The sequence below is a fragment of the Lapidilactobacillus concavus DSM 17758 genome (assembly GCF_001435835.1).
In the GTDB taxonomy this organism is placed as follows: Bacteria; Bacillota; Bacilli; order Lactobacillales; family Lactobacillaceae; genus Lapidilactobacillus; species Lapidilactobacillus concavus.
Genome location: NZ_AZFX01000080.1, coordinates 21,267 through 46,789 on the forward strand (window position 1 = coordinate 21,267; position 25,523 = coordinate 46,789).

Annotated in this window: 22 protein-coding genes, 1 pseudogene and 1 other annotated feature; of the genes and pseudogenes, 13 read left to right on the top strand and 10 right to left on the bottom strand. The window is 44.4% G+C overall.

Annotation, left to right across the window (positions count from 1 at the left end; translation table 11 throughout):
• Nucleotides 1–23 precede the first annotated feature (23 nt).
• The 5 genes and pseudogenes from FC15_RS07000 to FC15_RS07020 form a co-directional block, all read right to left on the bottom strand.
• Nucleotides 24–1,913 carry an ABC transporter ATP-binding protein gene (locus FC15_RS07000; protein WP_057825259.1) on the bottom strand — a complete coding sequence of 630 codons (1,890 nt, stop codon included), beginning with the start codon at nucleotides 1,911–1,913 and terminating at the stop codon, nucleotides 24–26.
• Nucleotides 1,910–3,751: an ABC transporter ATP-binding protein gene (locus FC15_RS07005; protein WP_057825261.1), complete on the bottom strand. Its 1,842-nt coding sequence runs from the start codon at nucleotides 3,749–3,751 to the stop codon at nucleotides 1,910–1,912. Before FC15_RS07005 ends, FC15_RS07000 begins: the two co-directional genes overlap by 4 nt.
• A 137-nt stretch (nucleotides 3,752–3,888) precedes the next feature.
• A pseudogene (locus FC15_RS07010) lies at nucleotides 3,889–4,779 on the bottom strand (sensor histidine kinase).
• A gap of 250 nt (nucleotides 4,780–5,029) precedes the next feature.
• Nucleotides 5,030–5,743: a LytR/AlgR family response regulator transcription factor gene (locus FC15_RS07015; RefSeq protein WP_057825263.1), complete on the bottom strand. Its 714-nt coding sequence runs from the start codon at nucleotides 5,741–5,743 to the stop codon at nucleotides 5,030–5,032.
• 148 nt (nucleotides 5,744–5,891) lie between these two features.
• Entirely contained in the window at nucleotides 5,892–6,560 is a 669-nt protein-coding gene (locus FC15_RS07020; protein WP_057825265.1) for a CPBP family glutamic-type intramembrane protease, read from the bottom strand.
• A 264-nt stretch (nucleotides 6,561–6,824) separates the two neighbouring features.
• Nucleotides 6,825–7,024, top strand: a binding site (T-box leader).
• A gap of 63 nt (nucleotides 7,025–7,087) precedes the next feature.
• Here FC15_RS07020 and trpS point away from each other — a divergent pair.
• Nucleotides 7,088–8,104 (top strand): tryptophan--tRNA ligase, encoded by a 1,017-nt coding sequence (gene trpS, locus FC15_RS07025; protein WP_057825267.1) that lies wholly within the window; start codon nucleotides 7,088–7,090, stop codon nucleotides 8,102–8,104.
• Nucleotides 8,105–8,673: 569 nt separating this feature from the next.
• Here trpS and FC15_RS07030 read toward each other — a convergent pair.
• Nucleotides 8,674–9,150: a Dps family protein gene (locus FC15_RS07030; protein WP_057825269.1), complete on the bottom strand. Its 477-nt coding sequence runs from the start codon at nucleotides 9,148–9,150 to the stop codon at nucleotides 8,674–8,676.
• 300 nt (nucleotides 9,151–9,450) lie between these two features.
• Between FC15_RS07030 and FC15_RS07035 the strand changes: the two genes are divergently transcribed.
• On the top strand, nucleotides 9,451–10,809 hold the full coding sequence (locus FC15_RS07035; protein ID WP_057825270.1) for an MATE family efflux transporter: 1,359 nt from the start codon (nucleotides 9,451–9,453) through the stop codon (nucleotides 10,807–10,809).
• A gap of 209 nt (nucleotides 10,810–11,018) precedes the next feature.
• On the opposite strand, the gene FC15_RS07040 is transcribed toward FC15_RS07035, so the two are convergent.
• Both FC15_RS07040 and FC15_RS07045 read right to left on the bottom strand, forming a co-directional pair.
• Nucleotides 11,019–11,936: an aldo/keto reductase gene (locus FC15_RS07040; protein WP_057825272.1), complete on the bottom strand. Its 918-nt coding sequence runs from the start codon at nucleotides 11,934–11,936 to the stop codon at nucleotides 11,019–11,021.
• Nucleotides 11,937–12,002: 66 nt separating this feature from the next.
• Nucleotides 12,003–12,518: a YbhB/YbcL family Raf kinase inhibitor-like protein gene (locus FC15_RS07045; RefSeq protein WP_057825273.1), complete on the bottom strand. Its 516-nt coding sequence runs from the start codon at nucleotides 12,516–12,518 to the stop codon at nucleotides 12,003–12,005.
• Nucleotides 12,519–12,761: 243 nt separating this feature from the next.
• Between FC15_RS07045 and FC15_RS07050 the strand changes: the two genes are divergently transcribed.
• From FC15_RS07050 to FC15_RS07060, 3 genes are read left to right on the top strand one after another with little or no spacing between them, the layout of a single operon-like run.
• Nucleotides 12,762–13,736 carry a hypothetical protein gene (locus tag FC15_RS07050; RefSeq protein ID WP_057825275.1) on the top strand — a complete coding sequence of 325 codons (975 nt, stop codon included), beginning with the start codon at nucleotides 12,762–12,764 and terminating at the stop codon, nucleotides 13,734–13,736.
• Between the two features lies 1 nt (nucleotide 13,737).
• A complete protein-coding gene (locus tag FC15_RS07055) occupies nucleotides 13,738–14,442 on the top strand; it encodes an NAD-dependent protein deacylase (RefSeq protein ID WP_057825276.1) in 705 nt (234 codons plus the stop codon).
• Nucleotides 14,443–14,733, top strand: a complete 291-nt coding sequence (locus tag FC15_RS07060; protein WP_057825278.1) for a chorismate mutase — start codon at nucleotides 14,443–14,445, stop codon at nucleotides 14,731–14,733.
• A gap of 132 nt (nucleotides 14,734–14,865) precedes the next feature.
• On the opposite strand, the gene FC15_RS07065 is transcribed toward FC15_RS07060, so the two are convergent.
• Nucleotides 14,866–15,774 (bottom strand): EamA family transporter, encoded by a 909-nt coding sequence (locus FC15_RS07065; protein ID WP_057825280.1) that lies wholly within the window; start codon nucleotides 15,772–15,774, stop codon nucleotides 14,866–14,868.
• 243 nt (nucleotides 15,775–16,017) lie between these two features.
• Complete coding sequence (locus FC15_RS07070; RefSeq protein WP_057825282.1) at nucleotides 16,018–17,157, bottom strand: ABC transporter ATP-binding protein; 1,140 nt, start codon at nucleotides 17,155–17,157, stop codon at nucleotides 16,018–16,020.
• A gap of 178 nt (nucleotides 17,158–17,335) precedes the next feature.
• On the opposite strand from FC15_RS07070, the gene FC15_RS07075 reads away from it, so the two are divergent.
• From FC15_RS07075 to glmU, 8 genes are all read left to right on the top strand, one after another.
• The gene (locus tag FC15_RS07075) at nucleotides 17,336–18,169 is read left to right on the top strand and encodes a DUF72 domain-containing protein (protein WP_057825283.1); all 834 of its coding nucleotides are present in this window, start codon (nucleotides 17,336–17,338) and stop codon (nucleotides 18,167–18,169) included.
• Between the two features lie 154 nt (nucleotides 18,170–18,323).
• Nucleotides 18,324–20,327, top strand: coding sequence for a methionine--tRNA ligase (metG, locus tag FC15_RS07080; RefSeq protein ID WP_057825285.1), 2,004 nt, complete (start codon nucleotides 18,324–18,326; stop codon nucleotides 20,325–20,327).
• Nucleotides 20,320–21,108, top strand: a complete 789-nt coding sequence (locus tag FC15_RS07085) for a TatD family hydrolase (RefSeq protein ID WP_057825287.1) — start codon at nucleotides 20,320–20,322, stop codon at nucleotides 21,106–21,108. Before metG ends, FC15_RS07085 begins: the two co-directional genes overlap by 8 nt.
• Complete coding sequence (gene rnmV, locus FC15_RS07090; protein WP_057825288.1) at nucleotides 21,105–21,659, top strand: ribonuclease M5; 555 nt, start codon at nucleotides 21,105–21,107, stop codon at nucleotides 21,657–21,659. Before FC15_RS07085 ends, rnmV begins: the two co-directional genes overlap by 4 nt.
• Nucleotides 21,659–22,546 carry a 16S rRNA (adenine(1518)-N(6)/adenine(1519)-N(6))-dimethyltransferase RsmA gene (rsmA, locus tag FC15_RS07095; RefSeq protein WP_057825289.1) on the top strand — a complete coding sequence of 296 codons (888 nt, stop codon included), beginning with the start codon at nucleotides 21,659–21,661 and terminating at the stop codon, nucleotides 22,544–22,546. Before rnmV ends, rsmA begins: the two co-directional genes overlap by 1 nt.
• 109 nt (nucleotides 22,547–22,655) lie before the next feature.
• A complete protein-coding gene (locus FC15_RS07100; RefSeq protein WP_057825291.1) occupies nucleotides 22,656–22,910 on the top strand; it encodes a Veg family protein in 255 nt (84 codons plus the stop codon).
• Nucleotides 22,911–23,168: 258 nt separating this feature from the next.
• Nucleotides 23,169–24,005, top strand: coding sequence for a pur operon repressor (gene purR, locus FC15_RS07105; RefSeq protein ID WP_057825293.1), 837 nt, complete (start codon nucleotides 23,169–23,171; stop codon nucleotides 24,003–24,005).
• Nucleotides 24,006–24,102: 97 nt separating this feature from the next.
• Nucleotides 24,103–25,491: a bifunctional UDP-N-acetylglucosamine diphosphorylase/glucosamine-1-phosphate N-acetyltransferase GlmU gene (gene glmU, locus FC15_RS07110; protein ID WP_057825295.1), complete on the top strand. Its 1,389-nt coding sequence runs from the start codon at nucleotides 24,103–24,105 to the stop codon at nucleotides 25,489–25,491.
• Nucleotides 25,492–25,523: the final 32 nt, after the last annotated feature.

Below are 25,523 nucleotides of genomic sequence, written 5' to 3' on the forward strand. Positions count from 1 at the left end.
TGGATTGAGTTAGTCGTGCCGGGTTAGGAGATGGCGAACGATTCGTCGTTGGTTTTTCGTTCGGCAGCAATTTTATCTGCGGTATAGTATTGCGATTGAGCGTTGAAAAGGCGGCGATAGAGGCCGTCGACCGCCATTAGAGTGTCGTGATTACCATCCTGAATGATCTGGCCTTGATCCATCACGATAATACGCTGTGAAAACTGAGTAGAACTCATTCGGTGTGAAATATAAATGGCGGTTTTGTGACCAATCAAGTCATCAAAACGTTGATAAATTTCGAACTCAGAAATTGGGTCGAGCGCGGCGGTTGGTTCGTCTAAGATAATAATCGGGGCGTCTTTGTACCAGGTGCGGGCGATTGCAATTTTTTGAGCCTCACCACCGGAAATCTCGACACCATTCTCGTCCAGGTTGTGAGTCAACGGCGTGTTGATCTGATTCGACATTTCGGTGACCCGCTGTTTGACATCGGCGACGTCAAGACTTTGCCAGATGCGGGATTCATCGAAGTTTTGATTGGCGCTGACGTTCTCGGCGAGTGAGTAAGCGAATAATTTGAAGTCTTGGAACACGACGCCAAGCAAGCTACGATATTCCGCTAAACTGTATTTCTGTATGTCGATGCCATTGAGGGTGATCGTTCCTTCGGTTGGGACGAACAACCGAGTCAGTAATTTGATCAGGGTCGTTTTGCCAGACCCATTTTTGCCAACGATGGCCAGACGTTCACCGACATTGATGGTCAGATCAATATGGCGTAGGACCCATTGATTGGAATCGGGATATTTGAAGGAGACATCGTGAAAAGCAAGCTCGAAGTCGTTATCATCACGCTTCTCAACGGGTAATGTGCCTGAAGCTTGACCTTCTGGCAGATTGAGAAAGTCGACGTAGTATTGCAAATAATGGATCATATTGATCATGTAGCCAATCAATTCGACTAGTTCATTGGTGGTCGTCATGAATTGATGAAGATAGCCAACTGCGGTGACAATGTAACTCAGGGCAATTGCGCCAACAACCACTTTGGCACCGACTAGGAGATAGAGGACGCCAATCAGAATATTGCTGAGAATTTGCGGCAGCATCAAATAGTGATAGGCTATGAGTTGACCTTGATAATACGTATCTTGGACATCTAATTTGTTGTAGTTGGCAATTTTGGTCAGAAATGGTTGAAGATGAAAAAGTCGAATTAAGCGTCCATTTTGGTACTGGAAGAAAAACTGGGCGAAATAACCAAACTTGCGATTTGAGTCGGCGACGTTAGTAATCATGTCTTGTTGAATCTGTGTCGTCTTTTTAATCGCGAAGAATGCGATGAATCCAGGAATAAAAAGTAAAATCACCACGAGAAGTCCATACCAGATCGAGTTGCTGAATTGAGCAATTGCGGAAAGTCGGACCGATTTTTGCGTGGTTAGCGTGATAATTGTCGCTAGCGCGAACATCAACGAGATGATGAACGAGAATAATTGAGTGGCGTAATCCTTGACGAAGGCACCAATTGGACCGGTATAATGTTGGCCTTCAATGGCAGTCTGATAAGCTTGACGAATTTTGGGATCTTCTAGATCGGCGTATTTGATCTTGAGCATTTTTTCCCCGGCATCGGTATCGATGCGATTGCCAAGCCGTGCATTACTGTCCGCGGCGAGTTTCGTGAATAGGCGATAACTCAGGGTAATCAAGACCCGCAATCCAAGATAGATCCCCAGAATCGTCAGAGATTGTTGATGATGACTCGTGAGTTGGGCCAGGAAAATACCCAAGAATAGAAAGTCGAGGTAGGGTTGTAATAATTCGGTCAGGGCCTTCATGAAAGCGTAGAACAGGACATGTTTTTCATAACACTGGATCAATTTCAAGAGTCCCCAAAATTGTTGGACGATATTTTTGTTCGAGTTCATTCCGCTACCTCCTTTGGGGATGCTTTTGTTTGGTAATAGTGACTTTGAATGTCATAGATATGGGCGTAATCACCGTGTTGGCTCATGAGTTCGTCGTGGGTGCCACTTTCTTTCAGCTCACCCTGATCGACGTAGAGAATTCGATCACAGAAGCGGGTGGAGGCCAACCGGTGAGAGATAAAGAGTGAAGTTTTGCCAATGGTCATTGCGGCATATTGTTGATACATGTCGCTCTCGGCAATTGGATCCAGTGCGGCGGTTGGTTCGTCTAAGACCAGAAATGGGGCGTCTTTATACAGCGCTCGTGCCAACATCAGTTTCTGGATCTGACCGCCGGAGAATTCGACACCATTTTGATCAACGTAACGAGTCATTGGCGTCTCCAATTGTTGTGGCAATTTTTTAACCAAATCGGCTAAACCAACTTGTTCTAAGACTCGCCAGACTCGAGCATCATCTGGATGAGTCGATAGACAGATGTTTTCCTTTAGCGTTAAAGCCATGATGGTTGAATCTTGAAAAACGGGACTGAAGCGTTCATATTGTTCGGTCGGAATTAATTCTGAGGTTGGGATGCCATTGATCAGGATTCGACCACTGGTAGGCTTGAGCAATCCAATCATTAATTGTGTGATCGTCGTTTTGCCAGCACCATTTGCACCAACCAAGGCGATTTTTTCATCGGGCGCGATAGCGAAGGATAAATCGCGAATCGTCGGTTGGGCCGCGCCGGGATAGGTAAAGCTCACATGATTGAATTGGATCTGTGTCTTTGACTGGTGTAATTGGTCTTGTTGTGTTGTCGTTAAGGTGCTGACTTTTGGCGCTTCCGGTAAGTCCAAGAATTGCCGTAGCTCTTGTAAATCAACGCTGGCCGTTTGCAACATGTGCAGATCTTGGATCGTCCCGTCGATCAATTGAGAAAATTGAGTCATGGTCGTAAAAAACAGCGTCAGTTGTGTCGCCGTGATTGATTTTGCCATGATCTGCAGCGCGAGGTACAAATAGGCGAAACCGTCCCGGATAATCGTTGCGCCATCGCTAACGAGATCACTGATGAATTGGCGGGTAGATTCTTTCTGTTGCCACTGATCGAGATCGTGGTTCAACTGCTCAAAATGTTGATGATACCAAGTCGCCATCTCGTATAAGCGGACGTCCTTGCCGTTCTCGGTAGCATAGGCATTCTCGCGTAAATATTCTTGCCGGCGTTTGGTCTCATCCTTTGTATGGTGATTCAGCGTGTACCAACGACGATACCATTGCAACATCAGGTAACTGATCACTCCTGAAAAAAGAATTAAGGCGAAAATCAGCGGCGTGAAGAATGAAATCGTGATGGTCAGTGCAATCAGGCTTAAGATGTCTCGCAAGAGTCGTTCAACTCCGAAGAAGAAAGCTTGACCACCCGCTAAGGTATAACTAAGACCATTATTAAACGCAGTTGAAAATAATTGCTGAATTTTTGGATCTTCAGTCATTTGGTAGTCGATTGCCATTATTTTTGCATTGAGTTGGTTGGCCATTTCGAGTCGAGGGATGGTTGAATGGTCGGTGCCAACGATATCGAGAAAGCCGTGCCCGACTGTGATTGCGGCTAAGGCAACACCGAAACTGATCACAACGGCTGCTAAATAAGGCAAACCGGCTTGTTGAGTCAGGAGTTGTACAACCAGAGTCGGCAAAATAATCGTGCCGAGATTTAGGAATGTCTCTAAGACGGCGTAACCAATTAGCGTTGGAAGTAAAGTCGGACTCGATTGGCGGGCAATTCGCCAATAAAATCGCCAGTTATTGAGAAATGAATAGTGGGTGGCCACTGATTTGGGTTGTATCATGGGATGAACCTCCTTGAGATCTGATTCATTCGCCACTGAATCGTTGGAAAAAGAGGGCGATTGTCGAATGAATCACTTTAAGACATTATCAGCTTACAAAAAAACGACCCAATTGAGTCGTTTTTAACGTCAGTGGTTCATTTGGCCGCGTGAATGGTCGTCAATGGCAATAAAATTTCTGTGACGAAGACGCCTGGTTGATATTGGCGATTGATCATGCCGTCATAACTATCAACGAGGTGGTTGATGCGGCGGATGCCCAAACCACGTTTATCGTTTTTGGTTGACGCGTATTCTGGGTCGATGATTTGATCGGCTGATCGACTGTTGGTGATCGAAATATAAAGTTGTTGTTTGAGAATAGAGATGTAAACTCGCAATAGGCGCTGCTCATCACTGTTTTGTTCGGCAATGGCTTCCAGCGCATTATCCATCAAGTTACCAATAATGACCACAAGATCGACGTCGTGGATCAACGGCTGTGTACCAACGAAGACTTTGACATTCGTTTCGACATCTAAGCGCTCGGCTAGCGTAAGCTTGCTATTGACCACGGCATCCAAAACTGGATTACCTGAATGAACGATCGGATTGACTTCTTGTCATTTATCCTCAAGGTCATCCAAATAGTGACGCGCTTCTTTAACTTCTTGTTGATCCAGATAGGCTTTCAAGGTTTGCAAATGATCATGATAATCATGTCGCCAGCCTCGCATGCCTTCATACAGTGTCTGCACTTCCTGGGTATAACTAGTCATCATCTTATCCAGTGAACGCGCGAAGACCATGTCTGTTTCTTGGAAAAGGTAGTGGATCAAACTCGTCGTGATTAAAATCATCAGTCCCGCCAAGCTAGTCAGCACTAATTGTAGCGGGGCATCAACGAAAGGAAACACCGTTAAAACCAATGTATCGAAGCAAATCGTCATGACGATTAATGGCCGGTGGTGTTGTTGCTTGAGTAATTCAATCAAATTAATGACAATCGTGACGAGCAGGACTGCCCAGTTAAACCAACTTGCTGTCAGAAAAGCTGCAGCGACGGCGAGCCCCAACCAACTTCCGGCGATGATGGCGTTTAGTCCGTGGTCTTTTTTGTGCCCGAAGCGGATGATCGCGACGCTAGCAATCAAGCAACTGTACACCATCAACCCAACTGGATTGACGGTCGCTAAAAATCCCAATGAGATCATCACGACCAACGCGATGATGGCTTTGAAATCGAGCAGCCAGTAATGACGCGTTGACCAGATCAATAGGATGAGCATGAAGGTGAGTTTAGTGTAAATCATCATGAGCGAGTCCTCGATAATGAGTGAGAAAGTCTTGCTTGACCTTAGCACGTTGTTGGCGTGAGACCGGTAGCGAGGTGCCATCATTCAGTACCAGGCCAGTCTTCGTCAGGTGACTGATAAAATTCAATTTGACGATCAGAGAACGATAAGTCTGAATAAAATCGGGACTTAGTTGTTGTTGGATTTCTTTTAACTGCGACTTGATCTGATAGACTTTTGTTTGCGTATGAATATTTATTTGATGATCTTGAACCTCGAAGTAGAGAATATCAAATAAGGGAATCTTGATGGCTTCGTGTTCGACCTCGGCGAGAAAATACGCCACTTGCGTTTGTGCGGCGACTTTCTGAAGGAGTGCACGCAGTTTGTCAGCCGTTAGCGGCTTCATGATGTAGCCTAGTGCCCCAACATCATAGCCGTCGAACACATAATCGTCATAGTTACTCAGGAAGGCTAACGCGACTTGTGGATCAAACTCACGAACTTTGCGCGCAACCGTCATCCCGTTCTGACCGCCAAGTTGAATGTCCAACAGAATTAAATCGACCTCTTGTTGGGTTGAAAATTGAAAGAGAAAAGCCTCACCACTATCGAAAAAAGTGGTGATAATCGGCTGCCTGTGGGAGTTAACCGCGTTTAATAGTGTACGGATTTGTTGCTGTGTCTGAAGATTGTCTTCTACGACTGCCAGTTTCATTTGTGTCACCTCATGAATTGATTCTAACGAATGATGAGGAAATTGTCTGAGAAAATATGAGAAGCACCGATTTTTACTGGCATATCGCATCAGTGATCACGAAAAAAAGAGCCCGCCACAATGGCAGGCTCGATGGTCTCTTATTTTTTTAAGCTAAGATGATCATCAGAATCGCACTGAAGATGTTTAAGCAAACGGGGACTTCAAATCGTCGTGTGTAAAGGAAACTCAAGGCGAACAGCCAGCCAAGGGAGAGTTGCAAGAAGGCAGGCATGAAGAAAGGCTGGAATTGTAACGCGGCGAAGATCAAGCCACTGATCAACATGCCAAGCACGGTGTTGATTGGCGTTGCGCGTCGGAAGAAATAATTGAAGAAGAAGCCAGTGGCGATGAATTGCTGCAAGATTGGCAGGATGATACCGACAATCAAGATGTTGAGCCAGAACCCACCATCTTTGAGATCAAATTTCGTGACCGTCGTTTCAAATTTTGGAATGGATCCGGCAACTTGCAACCAACCAATGACTAAGTTGAGGCCACCGATAATCAGAACCAATAAAAACAAAAATCCAAAGGCATTCGCGAGGACTTTAGGCCGTGAATTCAATCTGTCTGAGAAATATTTCTGCTCCAAATTGAATTGGCGAATAAAGAAGAGCAAACTCAACGCTGCCGCCGACAAGCAGAGCACAAGAAAGATTCCCGAAAGCTTACCCTGCTCAAACGCCTGATCTTTGAGCCAAGTCGTGATGAGAACCATCGCGATAAAAATAGTATAGCGCACAAGATTGCCAATTAATGATGCTGGACTTTTCATCTGATTCAACCCTAACCGATAATGTGTTTGTATTTACTAAGTATGAGCATACAATAAAGCCACTGAGATTGCGATAATTAAGGCGACTCTTTAAAATTTCTAAAGTATTCCTCGCGTGACTGACCACTCAAATCTTGTCGTCGGCAGATTGGTTTGACGAGTCTATTTGCAAAGCTTGTTGCTGGTTAGGCGTCTTCGTTTTTGAATCCGCTTGACTTTTGCCAGCAGATTTTCTATGATGACGTTAATAGTTGCCATGGATACAGATGGTCTAGGAAAGAGTAAGACGTGTGTTTATTTCAGAGAGTAGTGGGTTGCTGCAACACTATATCAACACATGTCCGAATGGATCCTAAGGGAGTCACAGGCGCAAGTCGTGACGGTAGATGATGCCTTAAATCAGTCGAGTTGGCGTGTTATTGAACGCAACTTAGGTGGTACCGCGGAAAAATTTCGTCCTATTGTGATCTTGAAGATCATCATAGGACTTTTTTAATGCATTAATTTTATTTTTGGAGGAAATTCAAATGGCTAAGAAAACAATTTTAACAGCGGATCGACCAACCGGTAAGCTACACATTGGTCATTATTTAGGTTCACTCAAGAACCGTGTTGCGCTACAAAATTCAGGGGAATATAACACCTACGTTATGATTGCCGACGTGCAAGCAATGACTGATAATGCACGTAACCCCGAGAAAATTCGTCAAAGCTTAATTCAAGTCGCCTTGGATTATTTAGCTGTCGGAATCGATCCTAAAAAATCGACGATCCTCGTGCAATCACAGATCCCCGCGCTAAATGAATTAACAATGTATTACTTGGATCTTGTGACTGTTTCACGGCTAGAGCGAAATCCAACCGTCAAAAGTGAGATTCAGCAAAAAGCCTTTGGACAATCGATCCCAGCAGGCTTCTTAGTTTATCCTGTCAGTGAAACCGCAGATATTACAGCATTTAAGGCCGATACTGTTCCTGTTGGCGATGACCAAGAACCGATGATGGAACAAGCGCGTGAGATCGTCAGAACATTCAACACCACGTATCAAACGAATGTCTTAGTTGAGCCCCAAGGCTATTTTCCACCAAAGGGACAAGGGCGCTTGCCAGGCTTAGATGGCAACGCGAAGATGAGCAAGTCGCTGAACAACGCGATCTATCTCGCCGACACCGCGGATGAACTCCGACAAAAAGTGATGTCGATGTATACCGATCCCAACCATATTCACGTCTCAGATCCCGGAAAAATTGAAGGCAATATGGTCTTCACTTATTTGGACATTTTTGACGATGACAAGGCACATGTCGCTGAATTAAAGGCAGAATACCAGCATGGTGGTTTAGGTGATGTGAAAATTAAACGCTACCTAAATGAAGTTCTAGAAGCAACCTTTGGACCAATTCGCCAGCGCCGAGAAGAATTCGCAAAAGACATCCCAGCAGTCTACCAGATGTTAAAAGAAGGCAGCGAGCGAGCAAATGAAGTTGCAGAGCAAACCTTGCAAGAAGTAAGAGCAGCAATAGGATTAAATTATTTTGACTAGAGTGCGGAACAAGGCGGTTAGAGTGTGACAGCTCACGGGTTGAATTTGACCCGTCAGTCCACTCCGTTCCCTGACTCAGATGTGAAGGCAGAGTTGGGATGTAAAATTAAGAAGTAGAAATTCATAATTATCACTGAGCCAGTTATTCAATAGTTTAGACTAAATCAGAAGTTGCGGAGGAAAATGGTTGTGAGGCTGTGAAAGTTCTGTTGGACTGCATGCTTCTTGCAGTCTTACAAAACGGGTAAATTGGAGACTTTGAATAGAGTGTGGAACAAGGCGGTCAGCTATCGAGCATTAACGATAACTTCTGAATGATTCGCTTGCGAATCGTTTAGAAGTTGTTGTTAAGCACAGATAGTTGCCTTGTGGAGCACGTTTTTGAAGGCTCCAATTTTAGGCTGGAGCCATTTTTGCAGCAAGCGAAGCGCGCTACAAAAAGGCGGAAGCCGGCCCCACAGCAGGAACAACCATCTTCCGTAGCAACTTCGTCAAACCACTTCAACGCAAAAATGAGGCTCGAATCCAACTAAACTGGGTTCGAGCCTCATTCCTTTTAGCACCATGTATTATGCCTGAGCATCTTGCCCAAGAAATGCATTCAGTGTCCAAATATTTTTATCAACAGCTGCTTTGAAGCCGTTCAACATATCTTGCGTTGGCCAATCTTTCTCGCTGTCGGAAATCTCCATGCCTTTCTGGTATTGATCCCGTAAATACTTGAATTGATCTGTTAGACGTTGCATGTATTCGTTGAGTGAATATTTACCAAATTCACCAGGTTCTTCAGACAAACCAGTGTGGTCGATGAATTCTTGAGTCGTTGAATATGGCGAACCGCCGATTGCAATCAGTCGCTCAGCAATTTCATCGAGCTGCTCATTCAGCTGATCCATGTAGTCGTCCATTAGAGGGTGCAGACGGAAAAATTCACGACCGCGCATATACCAGTGTATTTGGTGAATGTTCACCGTTAACTGACTGATATCGGCGACAAGCTGGTTCAACTGATCTTTGGTCTGTGGATATTGATAATCGTTTTCCATGGGGATGTCCTCCGTTTTTGAGTTCAGTAACTTGTTGCGAAGTCATCATAACAAAGTGCTAATTTTTATGCAAAGAAAACGGTTTATATTTTATTTTGATCAAATTGATTTGAATCGTTGCGTTAATCAAATTTATGGTTCAAATTCGCAGATTTTTTAAGAAGTTTTAGCGCAGCTATCTTTAATTTATCTGGGAAAATGCTACAATACTTGTACAAACCAATTCAGTTGAGTTTATTTTTTTAAGTAAAATGGTGAAGCGCTTGATTGATTAACGCGTCACCGACATGGAGGATACTATTGCGCGACTTAACTAAGGGTAAACCAATTATTCAGATTATCTTTTTTACGATTCCGTTGTTGATTGGGAATATGTTTCAACAGGTCTACACGCTATCGGATACGATTATTGTTGGGCGAACGATTGGTGTTAAGGCACTGGCCGCAGTTGGGGCAACGGGGAGCTTGTCGTTTCTGATCATCGGGATCGCGCAAGGCGCAACGAATGGATTTGCCATCATTGCCGCGCGGCGATATGGTGCCGGTGATCTACGTGGTGTCAAGCGAAGTTTTGCGACGAGTATTGTCATCAGCTTGGCACTGTCACTGATTCTTTCGGTGATTGGATTGACATTTTGTGGTGAAATTTTACGACTCATGCAAACGCCGCCGGATATAATTGCGAACTCTTATACGTTTTTGAGTATTCAGTTTGGCGGTATTTTTGCAATTGTCGCCTATAATTTGTTTGCCAATATGATCCGGGCGATGGGCAATAGTCAAACACCGTTATATTTTTTGATTTTTGCCTGTGTCATCAATATCGGTCTCGAACTATTATTCATTCTCGTGTTTAAATGGGGAATTGCTGGTGCGTCAGTCGCGACATTACTTGCCCAATTTATTTCGGCAATCATGTGTCTGGTCTTTATTTATCGATCATTTCCGTTATTGCAGATTTCGAAATCCGACTTCAAATTAGAGAAAGCCGAGATCAAGGAACACTTACGAATGGGATTACCGATGGGATTTCAGTCGTCGATCATTGCGATGGGTTCAGTGATTTTACAATTGATGTTGAATACGTTGGGGTCAACATCAGTCGCTGCGTATACGGCTGCGGGACGAATCGACAGCTTGGCGACGATGCCAGCGATGTCGTTCGGTATCACGATGGCGACCTTTGCTGCTCAGAATTTGGGTGCGCGCGAATTTAATCGGATTCGTCAAGGCGTTTTGCAAACGTTGGCCGTGTCTGTGATTTTTTCCGCAGTGACTGGTGCATTGATCATTATCTTCGGCCGGCTGCTGGTGAATCTATTCATCGGCAATAATCAACCACTTGTGACGAGCACCGCCCAAACTTATTTTCATTTCAACAGTAGCTTGTATTGGCTCTTATCGATTTTGTTCGTGGTACGTTATACGTTGCAAGGTTTAGGCCAGAGTTTAGTGCCAACCCTTGCCGGTATCATGGAATTGTTGATGCGGACGTTCGCCGGGTTAGTCTTAGTCGGAATGTTTGGCTTTGCTGGTGCAAGTATGGCCAACCCACTCGCTTGGATCGGCTCGCTACTCGTTTTGATCAGTTCCTATGTTCGAACAATGAGACACTTGAGAAAATTAGCCGATGAGCCAGAAAACGTGATTGAGTCTTAATCTATTTCAAAACAGTGTGCAACTTCATCGTTATCGGTGTTAAAAGAGCCTGCGTTTTTTACGCAGGCTCTTTTAATTTGTTGATTTAATTATGATGAGATAACTGTGGGTCCTGCTTTTAGGTCAGGAGGGGGCCAACTTAAAATCGCAAACAAAAAAGCATGCCGAATTTCAGCATGCTAAGTCGAATTGATGATGAAACGTAATCGCTAAGGTAAATCGTTGCCAGCTGCCAAGTACAGTTCGTACCACTCCGAATGCGTGAGTGGGGCTTGGTCGGCTTCACAGATTTGGGCTAGACGTTCTGGATTGGTCGTGCCGGCGATCACTTGGACGCTGGTTGGCAGACGTAAGATCCAGGCAGCAGCGACCGCATTAACGTTGGTGCTATATTTATCAGCCATCTTTTTCAAGACGGTGTTCACTTCTGGAAACTTCGGATTGTCAATGAAGACGCCATCGAAGAAGCCATATTGATAAGGGCTCCATGCTTGAATCGTGATATTATTCAAGCGTGAATATTCATAAACACTACCATCGTGGTTCGTGCTGCGTGCATCGGTCATATTTGTGTGAATGCCAAAATCGAGCATGCCCGTGTGCATCAGGCCAAGTTGTAATTGGTTAATGACCAGTGGTTGAGCAACAGCTTGTTGCAGCAATTCAATTTGCATTGGGTTGAAGTTGCTGACACCGAATTCGCGGACCTTGCCAGATTTTTGTAATTCAAAAAAGGCTTCGGCAATTTCGTCTGGTTGCATTAAGATATCAGGGCGATGCAACAAAAGAAAATCAACGTGATCGAGTCCCATGCGCTCAAGTGAGCCATCGAGCGACTCGAGAATATGTTTCTTCGAAAAATCGTATTCACCTTTCTTGATACCAACCTTGGTTTGAATCAGGATGTCATCACGCTTGATTGAAGATGCAGCTAGAGCATCTCCGAAACGGCGCTCGGAATCACCACCGCCATAAATGTCGGCGTTGTCGAAAAAGTTGACGCCATGTTCAACGGCAGTTTCTAGTAACTTGACAGTTTCGTCAGTCGTCTTGCTATCAATCCGCATCATGCCGAGTGCGATTTCTGATGCGTTGATATTATCTAGTCCTATGCTTACTTGACGCATAATAGCCTCCTAAAGATCATTTTAATGCAAATGGTGCTTGCCTACATGTGGCTCAAGCTCATTATACTACACACAACCAGGGACGTGAATGGTTGTGGAAGCGATGACTGAATTTTCTAATTGGCGATGAAAGTCGTTATACCAATAACCGTTGTTTAAATCAAGTCGTCGATTAAGCGCGTAGACGCATAATTGGTAGTCATGATCTTGATCGGGCGGTTGAGGGCCAACATAGTGTTGCGAAATTTTTGCATCGGTGATGTTGACCAATTTACCGGCATTGCTGTTGCGTCCTTGAACGAAATCGGTTGAGGTCAGCTGACTAGCATTTTCAGGAATCTGAACGACTTCCTGTGGGGCTATATTTGCAGCTAACCAATGAATCCAGACGAATCCACCAACGGGTACGGCATCGAAGTCCAAAAAAGTGAGTGCCAGACTTACCGTTCCTGCAGGAATATCGGTAATGGTCAAGGGTGGTGAGACCAAGGGATACCCTTGATAAAGTTCAGTGGATGCGGCATGTTTGCTATAACGATCTGGCAAATAACCGCTAGGGGTCAGCGGAATATCTATTTTCATCAGAACAACTCCAATCTTCACGATTTTATGAAATGGGCTATAATAAAGTGATGACTTGTGGTGGTTCATGCGGACCAAGCGATAGTTGGTTCAACCCCCTTAGCTAGGTAGTCGTGATCACGGACGAATCGGAACTAAGTTCGAAGAAGTGTGAGGGATGCGGTTCGCCACCAACAATGCCAACTTTCCCGTCCATTGCTTTCTTCAATGACCATTAAAATCAATTCATCAAGGAGATAACTCATGACAGCATCGATTCAGCTTTCAGCGTCAGTGCTTGCTTTTCTAGAGGAAATGCGGGCGACACTTGCACCACACACGATTGAACTACAGCTAAAGACTTCTCAGTTACCAGCTGGATCATTTGATCCCGAGGAATTTGAAACCCGACACGATGATCAGGGTAACATTCAGATTCCAGTTTGGAATCAAGCCTTCGCTGATTTCATTGTAGTCCATGAATTGATCCATTTACAACAAGAACGCCAGCAAATCGTTCAGATTGGATTCGTTCGTCTTGAAGATCAACAATTAGTGCAAGTTTTGTACGTGATTAGTCAAAGCTTAATGAATACGGTGTTACATCAGGGTATGCATTCGCAACTTAAGCAGTTTGAGTTATTCACTGAGCGTTTCAACTTAATTGTGCAATCAACTTTCGAGCAAGAATTGCCTGCAGAAACGGCGCAATCGAGTCATTTGCAGATTGTATTGACCGCCCTACAAATGATGGATACCTTTACTTTCATTGGTCAAATTCCGGCGTGGCGTGTCCGTTATCCGCGCAGTTTTATGCTAGCAGAACGTATGTGGCAGTTAATGCAGGATGCGCCGCTAGCGACTAACCGACATCTTCGGCATCTGTTCTTGGCATTAAATCAGACCTTGACCGATTACTTCGAGTCAACGGAATTAGCCGCAATCGATTTGAGTCGTGATTTGATCGTCACACCGGTTTTTTCAGACCGCCAGCTAAAGCTAGACGTCCGCCAGTTATTTCAACTCTATCACGTCACCGATTCGGCTGGCCTTTATCTTGGATTAGGGCGTAATGACCAACAAGCTGCCTTTGAACTGCGCTTGCCTAAGTTATCTGACGCTGAACAACAGGCAAAGATGATGGGCATTTATCAATCAAAAATTGGTTCCTTTTTTGAGGCGTCTCACTTGCCATTTGCGCCACGAGATCTCGTGATTTTTGAACGGGCAGGTGACTAGTATGTCAACTTTTGATGAATTGGTAGCGGCACTTGAGCGTGCACAACATCCGGTCTTTTTAACGGGAGCCGGCGTCTCAACTCACTCGGGTATTCCGGATTACCGTTCGAAGACCGGAATCTACGCGGACCAAATTAGTCCTGAAGAATTGCTGAGCCACGAGAATTTGCGGCAACACCCAGCTTCGTTCTATCAGTTTGTTAAGACGCGGATGTATTATCCACAAGCCCAACCGAATCTGATTCATCGTGAAATCGCTCGTCTGTGTCAAAATGGCGGTCGGTTGATCACACAGAATGTGGACGGTCTCGATTTAAAGGCAGGCAATCCACACGTGATCGAGTTTCACGGGGATCTTTATGACCTATACTGTCAAACTTGTGGACAACCTGTGGATGCAGCGACTTATTTGCACGACTTTCATCATCAGGCTGATCAGGGCATTATTCGTCCCCGAATTGTTTTGTACGGTGAACCAATTGACAGTGAGCGATTAAGGCAAGCGGTCATGACGATGCAACTGGCAGATCTGATCTTGATTGTTGGGACTAGTTTTCGCGTTTATCCTTTTGCACAGCTTTTGCAAGACGCGCCGGCATCTGCCGCAATCTATGCCATTAATCGCGAACCCATTTGGGAACCTGGCATCAAGATGATCCAGGATGATGCTTTGGCGGTCTTTAAAAAAATAAGTGAGGTTTTATAAATGAGTCTAGAAACAAAGAGAGAAAAAATTGACACGATCGATGCACAACTGATTGAATTAATGGTCGCCCGTTTATCCGTGGCTAAAGAGATTGCTCAAGAAAAGGCGCGTACACATCAGCCATTGACGAATAAACCACGTGAACAAGAAATTTTTGACAAGTTGGACCAGCAAGTTGCGTCAGAAGTTCGCCCCTATGTGCATACCTTGTTTGAAGACCTCATCTTGGTCTCTAAGCAATATCAAGCACATCTGATCAAAGAGATCCAAGATCAAGCTGAACAAAACTAACAAGAGGACATTCAAAAGGGGCGGCCATCATTCATTGATGGTCGCCCCTGCTTGGTGTGATGAAATTGTTCGAATTTAACGGGTTAGCGCCCGATTAGAGGGACTGAGTATCCAGAGAATCAGTCAATGATCTTAAGCATCATAGAAGCCCAGAATCGCAATTGCGACCATAATCAAGGCGACGACCAGATATTGTTTCGCATTTAATTTTTCTTTGATGAAAATTCTGGCGAGAATGATTGAGACGATGCTGTATGAAGCAATCATTGGTGCAGCGATGATAGAGTTACCAGCCATCGCACCGACATAGAAGAATTGACCCAGCGTTTCAAAAATAGCGGCCAATCCACGCGTACGTTCCTTGAAGATGTTCATGGTTTCGTGTTTGACCAGTGCAAGATAAAGCCAAACGAGAATTGCAACGAAGAGGAAGGTGAGCTCATAACTCATGTTGGCTTGATCTTCGGGTAGGATCTTCTTGTAATCCAGATAAACCCCATCCAAGTAAGTTCCCATCGCGTCCAAAATGGCGTAGATAATCGGGAAAATAATTGCAATCGCACTCACGCGATATTTTTTATCGATGACTGCGCCACTCTTTTTCAATTCTGCGTCGGCTTCTTGCTTCTCGAAGACGCCAAGTAGGAACATGCCAACGATGATGATAAGGACGGCTAACCATTGCAGCGGCTTCATATTACCATGCATGAACAGAAATGACAGCAAAACGACGAAGGCGCCAGATGAATTGCTGATTGGGCTCGAAATAGACACTTCGATATAGCGGAGTCCAAAGTAACCAACGGCCATTGATAAAATATACATGGCAGAAACGGGCAGGTAAACAATCAAGTTCTTCCAATCATAGTTGATGCCCTGATAGATCCAGTAGTAGCCAATCACATGTAGACCCATCACGAGGCCAACCATCACGACGGTTTTTAGGGCGCTGTCTTTCTCACGCTCGTCATTGCCGAGCTTGTAGAAAAGATCCGCAGTTCCCCAAGCGAGCAAGGTAATTAGTGCAGGTAGAAACCACATAGTCGTAAACTCCATTCTTATTTTTTGCTTTTCTCAGATTACGCTATTTGTGAAGGAGCGTCAAGATGAGTTTGATTACCTCAGTCGATTAATTGGCTGTAGGAATGAAGTCAGATTTGAATGAAATGATAGGTTAAATAAAGAATCCACAACAAATAGGTGATTTGTTGTGGATTAATTTTGCGGTGATTATTTAGAGTTAGAGATTCAGAGCTAATTAGATTTGCAGGCCTATTTCAATCACTAGGCGCGATTTTCGTCTTTCGCCTTTTCAACGATCGATAAAGTCGTATCCTTATCGAAGAAGTGAGCTTTGTTTAAATCGAAACCGAATTTAATTTCTGAACCAGGTTTGTGATAGTCACGTGCGTCAACCTTAGCAACGTATTCAGTCTTGCCTGAGGTGACGTAGAGCATTGATTCGGCGCCCAATAATTCAGAAACGACAACTTTAGCGCTGACAGTTGCTTCAGGGAATGTTTCCATGAAGGCTTCTTCAGGATGAATATCTTCTGGACGAACACCCAAAGTTAAATCTTTGCCATTGTAACCATCGTCGTCCAAAATCTTGGCGCGACCTTCAGGTACCTTTAATTTAATGCCATCACCCGCATCAGTGATCACGCCGTTTTCGTAATGGGCATCGAAGAAGTTCATGGCGGGTGAACCAATGAATCCGGCGACAAATTTATTTTTAGGCGTCTCATAAACTTCCCGTGGTGTCCCAATTTGTTGCACTTCACCCATCGACATCACAACGATTCGATCGGCCATCGTCATCGCTTCCGTCTGATCATGGGTCACGTAAATAGTTGTTGTGTTCAAGCGTTGATGTAATTTAGCAATTTCGGCACGCATTGTCACACGTAACTTAGCATCCAAGTTAGATAAAGGTTCATCCATCAAGAAGATCGGTGCATCACGAACGATTGCACGTCCTAAAGCAACACGCTGGCGTTGACCACCAGATAAAGCGGCTGGTTTACGATCAAGGTAGTCGGTTAAACCTAAGATTTTAGCAGCCTCGTCAACCCGTTTCTTGATATCAGCCTTCTCGTATTTACGCAGTTTCAAACCAAACGCCATGTTATCGAACACGGTCATATGTGGATACAAGGCATAGTTCTGGAAAACCATGGCGATGTCGCGATCTTTTGGCGCAACGTCGTTCATCACTTTGCCACCGATTTTTAAATCGCCTTTGGTAATATCTTCCAAGCCGGCGATCATCCGCAATGTCGTTGACTTCCCACAGCCAGAAGGCCCAACGAAAACGATGAATTCGTGGTCGTCAATATGCAGATCGAAATCTGAGACAGCATAAACGCCTTCTTGCGCATCGGGATATTCCTTATAAATGTGATCTAAGTCTACTTTTACCATAATGCAAGACACCTTTCTTTAAATAACAAGTCCATCATAGAAGAAAACGTTTTCGGTGTGTACAGCCAACTTGCACAAAACTTTTTGTGCAAGTTGGCGAAACCGCATTCAATAAAAACAAAAGATGACGCTTTTCAATTACACTCGCTTTAAGGTAAACTAAACGTGAGGTGATCAGATGGATGCGATAGGCTTAACAACTTGGAGTGAACATCCTCATTTGCTGCCAAATCTCAAAAAACTAGCTCTGCGTGATTACGCGGAAGTTTTTCCAATCGTGGAATTGGACACCTTTTTCTACGGTTTAAAGGCCCCAAGTGTGACTGAGAAGTGGGCGTTGCAGGTGCCAGAGGAATTCAAGTTTATTTTGAAGGTGCCGCGCGAACTGACCTGGCAGACAGAATTAGCAGTCAATCAAACTTATGAACAGCTATTTCAGGACTTTCTAAAGACCATCGCACCAATTCAACAGCGGGGTAAAGTTGGCGGCATCTTATTACAGTTTCCGCCAGATTTTACCTTAACTGAAACGACATTGAATTATTTAAAATTTGCTCGCAAACAATTACCGGAGCTGCCGATACTCTTGGAATTGCGTCACCGGAGTTGGTATCGACCCGAGTTTCAACGGTCATTAGTAACACTCTTACGAGAATTGCAGATCACGATTGCAAATATCGACGAGCCGGACGTTGGTGAAGAAAGCGTCCCATTAGTTCCCCTGATCACGACGCCGCAGTTAAGCTTTTGGCGCTTTCATGGACGCAACGCTGAGAATTGGGCGAAGAAGGGTTTTGGCAGCAAAAAAGGGCGGACGTTGTATCGTTATTCTGAGCCGGAACTGGTCGAGCTTGCTGAGAAAGTCCAGCAGGTGAGTCGGCAAGTGGATCGCAATTATATTATTTTTAACAACAATGCCAATTTTGATGCGGCTGATAATGCGCTTCGATTTAGTGAATTACTCGGGTTGAATTATCGAGCGCCAGGCGATGAGCAACTCGATTTGTTCTAAACCTATATTGCGCGCGATTTATTCTGTTGAAGGCTTCAAAGATTGCTGACAATCAGTACTATGTTTCAAAAAGTAACGAAGGTCTCAAGAGATCCTTAATTTTACCCCGTGGTTTCACACAGGCTGTGCTATAATATCAACTATGAATTAACGAATGCTGGAGGTTTTTCGAGTGGCAAAACCAACTTATTACATTACAACACCTATTTATTACCCATCAGGTAAATTAACGATTGGGAATTCATATACAACGATTGCAACGGACTCATTGGCACGTTACAAACGCCTTAAGGGTTACGATGTCTTTTTCTTAACGGGAACCGATGAACACGGACTTAAAATCGAGCAAAAAGCCGAAGCTCAAGGTATCACACCACAAGCTTACGTCGATAAAATGGCTGCAGGTATCAAGAAATTGTGGCAACTGCTGGAAATCACTAACGACAAATTTATTCGGACGACGGATGAGTATCATGTCAAAGCCGTTCAAAAGATTGTTGAACGCTTGATTAAACAAGGTGATGTTTATTTAGGGAAGTATACGGGTTGGTACTCCGTCTCTGATGAGGAATATTTCACCGAATCTCAATTAGCCGAAGTTTATCGCGACGAAAAGGGCAAGGTCATCGGTGGTAAGGCACCCTCAGGCCACGAAGTGCAATTGGTCAGTGAAGAATCTTATTTCTTCAAAATGAGCAAGTATGCCGATCGTTTGCTTGCTTACTATGATGAGAATCCACAATTCATTCAGCCAGAAACACGCAAGCATGAAATGATCAATAATTTTATCAAACCTGGTTTGGAAGACTTGGCAATGTCGCGGACGACTTTTAATTGGGGTGTGCCGATTCCAAGTAACCCTAAACATGTCGTTTACGTTTGGGTCGATGCCTTGTTGAACTATATTACGGCATTAGGTTATGGTTCGGATGATCAAAGTTTATTTGATAAGTATTGGCCAGCTAATGTCCAATTTGTTGGTAAAGAAATTGTCCGCTTCCACACCATTTATTGGCCAATTATTTTGATGGCACTCGATTTACCATTACCTAAGCAGGTCTATGGTCATGGTTGGTTGTTGATGAAAGATGGCAAGATGTCAAAATCGAAAGGCAATGTCGTTTATCCAGAAATGTTGGTTGAACGTTACGGCCTCGATGCGTTGCGTTATTATTTGATGCGCGCCTTTCCATTTGGACACGATGGCGTCTTCACGCCTGAAGATTTTGTTGATCGGATCAATTTTGACTTGGCCAATGATCTGGGCAACTTATTGAATCGGACCGTTGCCATGATCAACAAATATGAAGCTGGCAAAGTTCCGGCAACGTTGAGTGAGCGTCAAGCCTTCGATGCTCAACTTGCACAGACAGCAACCACAACGATCGAGAATTATGATGACGCGATGGATCATTATCAATTCCCTGCTGCACTGGAAGCTATTTGGCAATTAGTTAGCCGTGCCAACAAATATATTGACGAGACAGAGCCATGGAATTTAGCTAAGGATCCTGCACAAAAAGACGAACTCGCGAATGTGATGGGACATTTAGCTGAGAGTTTGCGGATCATTGCAATTTTGATTCAACCGATGATGACCCACGCACCAAAGAAAATCTTTGCCCAATTAGGATTGCGTGAAGATGAGTTACAGGATAGCCATCCTGTCTTCGGTCAATTTCCTGCAGAGCGTCAAGTGGTCGCAAAGGGTGAACCAATTTTCCCACGGTTAGATCGTGAAGCAGAGATTGCTTATATCAAGGCTCAAATGGCGAAGGAACAGAAGAAGCCAGCACCAGAAACAAAGCCCGCTGAAACAGGCAAGAAAGAAATCAACTTCGAACAATTTGATCAAGTTGAGATTAAAGTTGCTGAAATTTTAAGTGTCGAGAAGGTCGCACACGCAGACAAGTTGTTGAAGTTCCAATTGGATCTTGGCAATCACGAGCAGCGTCAAATTTTGTCAGGCATCGCCGAATTCTATCCACAGTTCGAAGAATTGGTTGGCAAAAAAGTCTTGGCCGTAACGAATTTGAAACCTCGTAAAATTCGCGGTGAAGTTTCTAACGGGATGTTGCTCTCTTCCGAAGATGAACAAGGCCATGTTCAATTAGCTATTGTAGGTGCTGAACATGAGAATGGTGCACTGATTGGTTAAAATCTTTGATACACATACGCATTTGAACGACGAAGCGTTTCTTGGACAAGAAGCCGAATTTGTCGCACATGCAGCACAACTCGGTGTGGTCAAAATGGCGATCGTGGGATCGAATACAGTATTGAACCGTGGTGCAGTTAAGCTTGCTGAGCAATTTGACCAGTTATATGCCATCGTTGGCTGGCACCCAGAAGATGCCAAGAACTTCGATGCCGCAGCTGAAGCGGAGCTCAAGCACCAATTGCAGTTACCCAAAGTGATTGCAATTGGTGAAATCGGTCTGGATTATCATTGGGATACTTCACCGCGTGAGGTCCAACGAGAGGTTTTTGCCAAACAATTGGCGTTAGCAAAAGCCTTAGACTTGCCGGTCTCGATTCACAGCCGAGAAGCGTTGCAGGAAACGTACGACTTGCTGAAAGCTGCCAATTTGCCTGCGGGTCGAATCATCATGCACAGTTTTAACGCGGAGCCATCTTGGGTCAAGCCGTTTCTTGATCTCGGAGCATATCTATCATACAGTGGCGTCGTCACATTTAAAAATGCTGATTACCTGCGTGAAAGTCTGCGTCAAACGCCATTGGATAAGCTGCTGGTTGAAACGGATGCCCCATACTTAACGCCGATGCCATATCGCGGTCGTCAAAACGAGCCAGGCTATAGTTATTATGTTGCCACAGGAATCGCTGATACGTTGGGATTGCCTGTGGCGACGATTGCTCAGCAAACTTATCGAAATGCTCATGAAGTTTTTAATTTAAGTTTAGAGGATGAAGGATGATCAACCAAGTAATCATAGTTGAAGGCCGAGATGACACCCGTCGTCTGCGAGAAGTCTTTGGTGAGATCGACACGATCGAAACACAAGGCTCCGCAGTGCCGGAGACGATATTGGCACAAATCGAAACGATTGCACAAACTCGCGAGATCGTGATCTTAACGGATCCGGATTTTAATGGCGAGCGAATTCGCCGTAAGGTCTTAGAAGTTGTCCCTGAGGCGAAACAAGCATTTCTACCACGCTCACAAGCCAAGCCAAATGGTAAGGGTAGTCTGGGCGTTGAACATGCATCTGCCGAAGATTTGCGTGCGTGTTTAAAAAATATCTTAAGCACAGACACGACTGAGGTTGACTTGATTCCGCGTGAGGTTCTGATGTATTTTGGATTGATTGCCGGTCCCGAAGCTAAACATCGTCGCGAATTATTAGGGGATCGATTGCATATTGGTTATGCGAACGGTAAACAGTTGGCGGCGAAATTGCAGATGTTCCAAATCACGTTGTCAGAATTGAAGGCGGCTATGGCGGAAATAGAAACGGAGATGGCTTGATGGTTGAAATACACGCGCTAGATATCGCGGATCCCATTCGAACGCAAGCAATTTTGCGTCGCTATGGGTTTCAATTTAAGAAAAGTCTTGGACAGAATTTCCTGACCAACCAACGAGTTTTATCAGAAATCGTTGACGCGGCAGACCTACAACCCACAGATATTGTTGTCGAAATCGGTCCGGGCATCGGCTCATTAACCGAACAACTTGCTCGACGTGTGCAGCAAGTCATCGCGGTCGAAATCGACTCAAGATTGATGCCGATTTTAGATGAGACGTTGGCGCCATATGATAATGTTCAGGTGATCAATCAAGATATCTTAAAGACGGATTTGAAGACGCTGCTTGCGTCCTACCCAGGTCATGGCGCTGTTAAAGTCGTTGCGAATTTGCCATATTATATTACGACACCAATCATGTTTAATTTGATTCAAGGTGAGATTCAACCGGATCGGCTGGTCCTAATGATGCAAAAGGAAGTTGCACAACGGATTACCTCCAAACCAAAGAGCAAACATTATGGTTCGCTGAGTATCAGTGTACAGACTTTAATGGCAACAAATATTGCCGCAATCGTTCCTAAAACAGCATTTGTCCCGCAACCAAACGTTGATTCTGCCGTCTTGGTTCTACAACGTTATACCGAATCACCTTATCGAATCAGCGAGCCAGAATTATTCGAAAAGATTGTGACTGGCAGCTTTCAACAACGTCGTAAAAGCCTTCAAAATAACTTATGCCATATCTTCGGTAAGAATCAGCGAGATCAGATTGTTGATTTGATTTCATCCTTGGATTTACCAGCACAAGTGCGCGCAGAACAATTATCCATCGATCAATTCATTGCCTTAACCGATCAATGCGCCGAACGATTCGCGAAACATTAAAACAAAATGTGTGCCGATAGCTTGATTAGACGACGTTTTTCAACGAACATTGAGCATCTTGTCTTCTTTCATAATTCGTGTTATAATGTTTCACAAGGAGTGGGTGCATATGCCAATGTCACTATCAACAATCAAGCATCAATTAGACGATCATATCGGTCAGCATTTAACCGTTGTTGCGCAAGCTGGTCGTAAGAAGATCACGCGTCGCCATGGGACTTTGAAGGAAACATATCCCGCAGTTTTCGTCGTTGATTTGAATCAAGACGAGAATGCTTTTGAACGAGTGTCATATAGTTACACGGACCTACTAACGAAATCGATTGCAATCGAATTCGACAAGAACGAGTTTATCACAGAATAAGATTTAGATTGAAGAGATCACAGTGCTGACTGTGGTCTCTTTTTGCGTCATGATTCTTCTCGAAGTTTATGCATCAAGACTATAATTTTAGATAATTTTTGTGGTATGATAAAAAGACGAACAATGATCGATAAAGTCTTCGTTTTGTTACCTTTCTGACGTAAGTTGTGACTGGGCAACGGTCGATGATGATCAGTCATTTTATCGTGCGCTCATGAACGGATTCATCCACTTATTAAAACTGAGGAGTTATTGGAAATGAAAGTAAAACGCAGTGACCGTTTAATCGATATGACCAACTTTTTGTTAGACCATCCACGACAATTAGTTTCGTTGCCTTTTTTTGTGCAACGTTACAATTCTGCTAAATCATCGATCAGTGAAGATTTGGCGATTATCAAACGTGCGTTTAAAGCGCGAGGTCTCGGCAATGTTCAGACATTACCGGGTGCTGCGGGTGGTGTCGAATATTTTCCAGGTGTCAGTCCGGCGGTTGCACGTGAATTTTTGCAGGCTTTAGCCACGAAACTCGCTGATAATGAGCGACTCTTGCCCGGCGGCTATTTATATCTGTCCGATTTACTAGGAAATCCGAACGATTTGAAGATTATCGGCCGATTAATTGCGGCCCAATATGCCGGTCAGAAGGTCGATGCGGTGATGACCGTTGCCACCAAGGGAATTCCCATTGCACAAAGCGTCGCCAGCTATTTAGGTGTTCCTTTTGTGATTGCTCGTCGTGATGCCAAAATTACCGAGGGTGCTACCGTCAGCGTCAATTACGTTTCCGCGTCATCTGACCGAATTCAAAAGATGGAGCTTTCTAAACGGAGTCTTTCTGAGGGAGCAAACGTCGTAATCGTCGATGATTTCATGAAGGGCGGCGGTACTGTACGTGGGATGCACGATCTTCTGAAAGAATTCAACGCGCATCTTGTTGGCATCACCGTTTTTGCCGAAGCCAACTTTAGTGGTCAACGATTGGTTCAAGACTATACCTCATTATTAAAAGTCGTTGAGATCGATACGCGTGCTGCACAGATTGAGGTGCAGTTGGGGAATTATCTAGATAAACTGACCGCTGCACAGGAATAGTTGCTTTTATTTGCATTGATATTGAGAAAGTTGTCGTAGTAAGCTATCATAAACTAGAAGTATTATCTAATTTGAACGAGATGAAGGGAAGTTCATTATGTCAAGTCGTTATGCCGTAATTCTGGCTGCAGGTCAGGGAACTCGGATGAAATCAAAGCTCTACAAAGTTTTGCATCGTGTTTGTGGACGCGCAATGGTTGACCATGTTTTAACACAAGTTGAAGCAGCGGGTTTGGATCAGATTGTGACAATTGTAGGTCACGGCGCTGAAGCCGTTGAAAGTTTGCTAGGAGAACGCAGTGAATATGCTTTTCAGGAGCAACAATTAGGGACCGGCCACGCAGTTTTGCAGACTGAGGAACGACTCGGTGATAAAGAAGGTATGACACTGATCGTCAGTGGCGATACACCCTTATTGACCGCCAAGACTTTCGAGAAGCTCTTCGCCTATCATCAAGCAAAGGGTGCAAAAGCCACTATTTTAACTGCTAAGGCAGATGATCCAACGGGTTATGGTCGGATTATTCGTAATGACTTGGGCATCGTTGAAAAAATTGTGGAGCAAAAGGACGCTTCACGTGAGGAAGCAGCCGTGACAGAAATCAATACGGGTGTCTACTGCTTCGACAATCAGACCCTGTTCAATGCACTGCATCAAGTGACCAATAACAATGCACAGGGCGAGTACTATCTGACAGATGTCATTGAAATTATCAAGGCGGCTGGCGGTATTGTTGCCGCTTATCAAATGCCTGATTTTTCAGAGTCATTGGGTGTGAATGATCGGGTCGCGCTTGCCAAGGCAACTCAAATCATGCAACAGCGCATCAATGAAGCACACATGCGCAATGGGGTGACTTTGGTTGATCCCGCAACGACGCATATTGATATTGATGTCAAAATTGCTGCTGACACGATTGTTGAAGGTGAAGTGACGATTAAAGGTCACACTGAGATTGGTAGTGATTGTTATATCGGCGCTCATTCTGAACTCATCGATGCCAAGCTTCACGATGGCGTCCATGTGACCAGCTCGACAATTGAAGAGGCTGAGATGATGAATGGTTCGGATATTGGACCCAATAGTCATTTGCGTCCAAAAGCAATCATTGGTGAGCAAGTTCATGTCGGTAACTTCTGCGAAATCAAGAATGCAACAATTGGAGCACGTACAAAAATTGGTCATCTCACCTATGTCGGCGACGCTACCCTCGGTGAGGATATTAATGTCGGTTGCGCGGTTGTCTTCGTGAATTACGATGGCGTTCAGAAATTTCATACAACAGTTGGCGACCATAGTTTTATCGGCAGTAATAGTAATTTAATTGCGCCTCTTAAACTAGAAGATCATAGTTTCGTCGCCGCTGGATCAACGATTACAGACGATGTGCCGGAACACGCGATGGCGATCGCTCGTGCACGTCAAGTGAACAAAAACGACTACTGGCAAAAATTACCGCTTGCTCATGACCAGAATTGGTTATAAAATTTAATCTAATGGGTCTAAAATTGGGAGGA